Annotated in this window: 4 protein-coding genes; all 4 read right to left on the bottom strand. The window is 48.7% G+C overall.

What is annotated here, in order from left to right; all coding sequences use genetic code 11:
• On the bottom strand, positions 1–1,047 hold a 1,047-nt coding region (locus tag V6C07_RS11490; RefSeq protein WP_333536621.1), incomplete at its 3' end, for a DUF927 domain-containing protein.
• A gap of 144 nt (positions 1,048–1,191) precedes the next feature.
• Positions 1,192–1,389: a helix-turn-helix domain-containing protein gene (locus V6C07_RS11485; RefSeq protein WP_333536620.1), complete on the bottom strand. Its 198-nt coding sequence runs from the start codon at positions 1,387–1,389 to the stop codon at positions 1,192–1,194.
• 367 nt (positions 1,390–1,756) lie between these two features.
• Positions 1,757–2,866, bottom strand: a complete 1,110-nt coding sequence (locus V6C07_RS11480; RefSeq protein ID WP_333536619.1) for a tyrosine-type recombinase/integrase — start codon at positions 2,864–2,866, stop codon at positions 1,757–1,759.
• Positions 2,809–3,042 (bottom strand): hypothetical protein, encoded by a 234-nt coding sequence (locus tag V6C07_RS11475; protein ID WP_333536618.1) that lies wholly within the window; start codon positions 3,040–3,042, stop codon positions 2,809–2,811. Before V6C07_RS11475 ends, V6C07_RS11480 begins: the two co-directional genes overlap by 58 nt.
• Positions 3,043–3,403: the final 361 nt, after the last annotated feature.

The raw sequence follows: 3,403 nt of genomic DNA, 5'->3' as shown, positions 1-3,403 counted from the left end.
CCGCTGGCCCGCTTCTGCCAGCTTGTCCGCAAGTCCCACTTCGCCGCTGCTCAAAAACAGCACTCGCCATGTCTGAACCGCTCGCGCCGTGCCGTCCCGGCTCGCTCGCGTTTTGCCTGCGCCATTAGACAACATATAGGACATTTCGCTACATGTTTTTGCCGTGGCTTGTCCAAGCTCGTCCAGGATCAGGAGGGAGTCGTTATGGAAAACCGCTGTGCCTTCTGCTGCGTTGTCAGTCGTCCTCCAGCTTTTAACGTAGTCTGGCCCGCCCCACACGCTGGCCGCAAGCCGCAAAGCGGTAGATTTGCCAGTGCTAGAAGCGCCAACAAAGTTAAACCCGCCTGACTCTTGCCCCGTAATATAAAGCAGCGGACCCGCCAACGCCGCAGACAAAGCAAAAACCAGACGGCTATTCCCCTGCGCTAGCTTCGCCAACTGCTGCCAGCCCTCCATTGTTCCGCCTTGTGCGTACGCAGCACTACCGCCTGCCGCAAGAATAACCTCTTCGCCGTCCTTTGCTCCGATGGCAGCATCTGGAAGCACAAAAACGCCGTCCGCCGTCCAACCAGTCTTTTTCGTCACCCGCGCCCGTGCCGCCACTGTTTGCGTAGCTAAATATTTTTTAATCTGCGCAGCGCAGGACGGATCCGCAATATACCCGCCGTCCTGGAGCGCGGATAGCCACGCACTGCCTGGTTGACTAAGCATAGCAGCAGGCATAACCCAGCGGTGCTCCAGCCCGTTGGGGTCGGCCCACTCCAGCCAAACCCCCCAACCCTCGCCGCCGTCTTCACAAGCCCGCGCGCGTATCGTCAGACTTTCGCCTAGGTACGTTTCTTTTTCGATTTCCGGCCCGTTCTCCTTCATCCAACCGGTAAGCAGGAACAGGCCGTTTTCCCTGTTTTGAAAATATTCCAGCCTTTCAGCCTTTTTTTCCTTCTTTGGCTTTTCAGGCTTTTCTTCCATTTTAACGCTAATGACCTGTTTTTTTAGTCTTTTCTGCCTTTTCAGCTTTTCAATTTTGGGCTCAGTCAAAATGCTCATAAAATCCTCCAGTCAGCCGCGCGATGGGCTTGACTTTGAGGACCGCTTGTATTATATTATGGCAGCTTTGTTGGTATGGGTGGGCTGCCTGGGCGCAATGCAACGCGCTTGGGCGGTCCTCTTTTTTGTTGTAAAAGAGAACCGCTAGTTGCAATTCTTGGGCGTTATTTTCTGAGATTCAATAAACGCTACCAGATCACCCATAGCATAGGCAATTTTGCGCGAGAACTTAACATAGGCCGGACCATAGTTACGGTATCGCCAGCTTTGTAGCGTTTTGGTGGAAATATTAAGGAAAGACGCGGCTTCTTTTTCAGTAATAAGCTGTTGACTAGCAAGCATAGGACACGCTCCCGCCGCAAAATATAAAGCGGCTCGAACTATACATGTATAGATCAGAGCCGCCATTTATTTCGGTGAGCTTTCTAAAAAACTTTTAAAGTAGCAATATTGCCCATGCTAGGGTGGAGTTGCTACAAAGTTTTCAGAAAAGAGCGTGTCTCACACATTCGCCAAATCATGCCTCGGACTTACTCTCTCGTCCGACAGCAAGAGCATTTATATATAGTCCCAACAAGCGTAATGCTAAAAAACTTGCTGGCGCTTCGCGTTCTGCCGTTGCTCCCTTGGGCTCAGGGCAGCAGGCTCTTTGCAGAGACTTTCGACTACAGTAAGCCTATCTTATCCCATTGTCAACCTCTGCCGCCCTTTATTTTTCTTTTTTTTCCTCTACAGCCATTACACTACCTACTACAGCCGCCGCCCGCCTCATGGCCTCGTCCGAAAGGTGCGCGTAACGCTGCGTCATTTCAGAAGATTCATGCGTCAATAATTTTTGCAACGTGTACATATCGACTTTGCCGCTGCTTGCTAACCTTGAAGCAAAATTGTGCCTCAATCCGTGCAGCGGCCGGAAATCTTCCGGCAATCCAGCCTTTTTTTTCACCCTCCTTGCCATGCGCCTAAAGTTTTCCCGCTGTCCACCATCCCGCCCAGGAAAAACAAACTCGCTTGTACGCGGCAATGCCCTTAAAACATTTAGTGCATCTTGATTAATGGCTATGTACGCAGTCTTTTTATTTTTTGCATACTCTGCTTGCAATGTAACTATGCCGGTATTTAAATCTATATCACTCCATTTCAGCCCCAGTAACGCTCCGCGCCGCATGCCAGTATATAGAGCAATACGGAGAAAAGCAGCGCAATCTTGATCCTTCTCTTCATCTAATGCAGCCAGATATGCTTTTAATTGCGTATCCGTCATAATCTCCGTTTTTTTATTATCCACCCGTGGCTTATCGACTCTAAATTTCCGCGAATCCGGCTGTTGTATATATCCTTTCTTGACTCCAAAATTTATAGTGCGCGTCAACATATTCAATATATGCTTTACAGTTTGTGGCTTTAATGTCTTTTCTAACTCATATCTTACAGTGTCAACATCCTGTGTTGTCAGGCTTTCTATACTCTTGTTGTGCAGCTTAAAAAGATGGTTAAAGTTTATTGCATCTGTTTTTCTGCCCCTTCCGTCCGGCAATGACGACATATACAGTTCATAAATCTTTTTTAAAGTGGTTTCTTCTTGTATTACTTCGTTCCTGCGCTCTTCGTTGTTTGCCTCCTCTCCTTTCATCCTGCTTTCTCGTATACCTGCGGCGATTTTCGGGCTTATGCCCCGGCTGCCTATTTTCTCCTCGTAAACTTTGGAGCCGCGCCCGCCCCGGCGATACCTGATATAATATGTCTTTTCTTTCTTATCATTCAAATAGTAAAATACACCAGGATACGCGGTGCTATGTCTTTCCCTTCCTGTTGCCATAATAACTTCCCCTTATTTATCTGCCCCACACCTGCCCCACACGCAAGTTGAGAATAGATAGTTTTTAATGGGAATACAAGGGAAAAGAGGGGACAAGAGAGGAAATAAAAAATCAATAAAAACAGTCGATTATAGCCAAAAAGCCTTGATATATGCGGTTTTTTAATCTTCGCCATTACCAGCCTCCTAAGCTGTAGGCCACAAGTTCGATTCTTGTCGGGCGCACCATTATTTCAAAGGGATACGTGGAATTTCCACGTATCCCTTTTGTTGTGGCTTTAGCCCGTTGAGCGCGCCCGTGCGCGAAACAAGAAACCACCCGCTATGCGGGTGGTGCTGATTGTTTTTGGCTTAATTTTGAATCTGGTTGCCCACAATAAGCGGGCGCGCAAGTTGGCACAAGTCGGCATATAAAAAAGGAACCCCCCGGCCTAGCCGGGGGTTCTTCATATGCGCCTGTAAGGCTTTCTTACCAGCCGCGCCCTAACAGGCGCACGGGCGATCTGACATTTGCATTTCTGTTACTTGCGGCCCGTA

The organism is Desulfovibrio sp. 1214_IL3152 (genome assembly GCF_036763055.1).
GTDB lineage: Bacteria > Desulfobacterota > Desulfovibrionia > Desulfovibrionales > Desulfovibrionaceae > Desulfovibrio.
Note: the sequence above shows the minus strand (reverse complement) of the source record. Positions and strands in the feature narration are given on the sequence as shown.